This window comes from Sphingomonas sp. (genome assembly GCF_031380695.1).
Taxonomy (GTDB): Bacteria; Pseudomonadota; Alphaproteobacteria; order Sphingomonadales; family Sphingomonadaceae; genus Sphingomicrobium.
The window spans coordinates 1-2643 of record NZ_JANMWY010000286.1 but is presented as its reverse complement, the minus strand read 5'-3'; the positions used below and the strand labels follow the sequence as shown (position 1 = coordinate 2643).

2 protein-coding genes are annotated in these 2643 nt (G+C 65.2%); one reads left to right on the top strand and one right to left on the bottom strand.

All coding sequences use genetic code 11. The annotated features are described in order from the left end of the window. Positions 1-243: hemerythrin domain-containing protein (locus tag RMN84_RS10355; RefSeq protein ID WP_309612092.1), on the top strand; the 243-nt coding region annotated here is incomplete at its 5' end. A gap of 35 nt (positions 244-278) precedes the next feature. On the opposite strand, the gene dnaE is transcribed toward RMN84_RS10355, so the two are convergent. After that, positions 279-2643: DNA polymerase III subunit alpha (dnaE, locus tag RMN84_RS10350; protein WP_309612091.1), on the bottom strand; the 2365-nt coding region annotated here is incomplete at its 5' end.

Sequence of the window (2643 nt, the reverse complement as noted above, 5' to 3'; positions counted from 1 at the left end):
GCCGATGCCGACCAGCTCGAGCTCGAGCATGGCGAGGTCAAGACGTTCCTGTTCAGGCTTGGCGAGATGAAGACCGACGACCTGCGGTGGCTAGATACGGTGCGCGAGTTCCGACAGTCGGTCGCAACTCATGCAGCCATGGAGGAAAACGAGGTCTTTCCGCGCCTCAAGGGCGAGATTACGCCCGAGCAGAACAAGCATATCACCAGCCTGGTCAACAAGGACGGGTTCACGATGGCGTAGGATCAGACTCCTCCCCGGCCTTACTTGGGGAGGAGCTATCCAACCAAAGCGAGTTGCGGTGACGATTGCACGGTTAGCGCGACCTGACCCTTGCCGAGCAAGCGTTCGAGCCTTGCGGCCAGATCAGCATCCAGTCGAAAATCGCGGCCAGCGATAACCACTGCCTCGCGTTCGCTCGATAGGTCGACGCGAAAGCGAACCGCGCCGGTCCCCCCGCGGGCACTGGCTAATTCGCGCGACACGGTCGCAATCTGCGCGGCGTCTGTCACGGCGATCTCCATCTGCAGGCGGGTCCGGTTCGCCATTTCGCCGAGGGGCTGGAAGCGCTTGATCGACACGCGCGGGACGTCGTCGCCGGGGCGGCGGTCGAGTTCGACGGTTATCAGCCCGCACGCGCCCGATTTCGCGGCGGCTTGCAGTGCCGCGCACGGCTCGTCGTCGAAAGCGGTGGCGTCGAACTGGCCCGACGGATCGGACATGGTGACTCGCATGTAGCGACGACCCTTGGCCGAGGTGGCCCACTTCGCAGTTTCGACGAGGCCTGCCATCATCGATTGCGAGCGGCCGCCGTCTGCCGGGGCGGGCAGCGCGGCGAGGTCGGCGAAGCGGCGGACCTTGTGCGCGGCGAGCAAGTGGCGCTGGGCGTCGACCGGGTGGGCGGAGAAATAGAAGCCGAAGGCGTCGCGCTCGGCGGTCATGCGCTCGGCAAGGGTCCAGCTGGCGTCGCGCGGCAGGCGGATCGGGGCGACGCCGCTGTCGGATGCGCCGCCGAACAGGCCACCCTGCCCCGACGTGCGGGCGTGCGACGCGCTGGCGGCGTGGGCGAGGATGGTTTCGGCGGCGGCGTAAACAGCCGCGCGATCGGGATTGAGACTGTCGAACGCACCGGCGGCGGCGAGGGATTCGAGCTGGCGGCGGTTGAGCAGGCGAGGGTCGATCCGTTCGGCGAAATCGTCGAGGCTGGCGAACGGGCCGTTGGCTGCGCGCTCGGCGACCAGCGCCTCCATCGCCTTCTCGCCGACGCCTTTCAACGCGCCGAGAGCGTAGCGGACTGCCCCATTTTCAACGCTGTATGACGCTTCGCTCAGATTAATGTCGGGAGCGAGGCACTCGACTCCCGCCCGGCGCATGTCGTCGACGAACAGCGCCAGCTTGTCGGTCGTCGCGGTGTCGAAACTCATTGAGGCGGCGAAGAATTCGGGCGCGTGGTGCGCCTTGAGCCAGGCGGTGTGATAGGCGATCAGCGCGTAGGCGGCGGCGTGGCTCTTGTTGAAGCCATAGCCGGCGAACTTGTCGATCAGGTCGAACAGCGTGTTGGCGTCAGATCTGGCGATGTCGTTGACCAGGGCACCAGTCAGGAAGCGCTCGCGCTGGTCGTCCATCTCGGACTTGATCTTCTTGCCCATCGCGCGGCGGAGGAGGTCGGCCTCGCCCAGGCTGTAGCCGGCAAGCACCTGCGCCGCCTGCATCACCTGCTCCTGATAAACGAAGATGCCGTAGGTTTCCTTGAGCACGTCGACCAGCATCGGGTGGGGATAGGCGAGCTCGGCGCGGCCGTTCTTGCGGTCGCCGAACATCGGGATATTGTCCATCGGGCCGGGGCGGTAGAGCGAAACCAGCGCGATGATGTCGCCGAATGCGGTCGGGCGGACGGCCGAGAGGGTGCGGCGCATACCTTCGGATTCGAGCTGGAACACGCCGACCGTGTCGCCGCGCTGAAGCAGCTCGTAGACGGCGGGATCGTCCCACAGCAGCGCGGCATAATCGACCGACTGGCCCGACTGGGCAAGCAGGCGCTGGGCTTCCTTGAGGACGGATAGGGTCTTGAGGCCAAGGAAATCGAACTTCACCAGCCCCGCCGCCTCGACATATTTCATGTCGAACTGGGTGACCGGCATGTCCGAACGCGGGTCGCGGTAGAGCGGGACTAGTTCGTCGAGCGGACGGTCGCCGATGACGACGCCGGCGGCGTGGGTCGAGCTGTGGCGGGGCAGGCCCTCGAGCTTCATGGCCAGATCGAGCAGCCGCTTGACGTCGGGGTCGGAGCGATATTCCTTTTCGAGCTCGCCGACGCCGTTCAATGAACGTTCGAGCGTCCACGGATCGGTCGGGTGGTTGGGGATGAGCTTGGCGAGGCGGTCGACCTGGCCATAACTCATCTGAAGCACCCGACCGGTGTCCTTCAATACGGCGCGGGCCTTCAATCGGCCGAAGGTGATGATCTGGGCAACGCGGTCGCGCCCGTATTTCGCCTGGACGTAACTGATCACCTTGTCGCGGTGGGTTTCACAAAAATCGATGTCGAAGTCTGGCATCGACACGCGTTCCGGGTTGAGGAAGCGTTCGAACAGCAAGTCGAGGGCGATCGGGTCGAGGTCAGTAATGAGCAGCGACCAGGCG